At 69.5% G+C, this 262-nt stretch carries 1 protein-coding gene; it reads right to left on the bottom strand.

Annotated features, from left to right (window positions below):
- On the bottom strand, positions 1-262 hold a 262-nt coding region (locus SB822_RS58155; RefSeq protein WP_410859249.1), incomplete at both ends, for a hypothetical protein.

Below are 262 nucleotides of genomic sequence, written 5' to 3'. Positions count from 1 at the left end.
CGCGCGTTGACGGTGCCGTCGTTCAGTACGAAGCGTTTGATCGAGAGGTCGAGCGGCGGTGCGGGTTTGTCCGCGCTTTTTTGCGCTTCGTGCTGAGCGTTGTTCTGCGCGCCGCTTGCCGCCGATGCCGCCGACGGTGCCGCCGCTGCGGAGCCAGGCGCCGGCGAACTAGCGGCTTGCGCCGCATTCTTCGCAGGCGCAGTCGCAGCCGAAGGCGCGGGCTCGGGCGCGGGGGCGAACATCTTCTCGACGCTCAGCGCTC

The organism is Paraburkholderia sp. SIMBA_054, assembly GCF_046534875.1.
In the GTDB taxonomy this organism is placed as follows: domain Bacteria; phylum Pseudomonadota; class Gammaproteobacteria; order Burkholderiales; family Burkholderiaceae; genus Paraburkholderia; species Paraburkholderia hospita.
The sequence above is the reverse complement of the archived record's forward strand: the minus strand, read 5'-3'. Positions and strand labels throughout refer to the sequence as shown.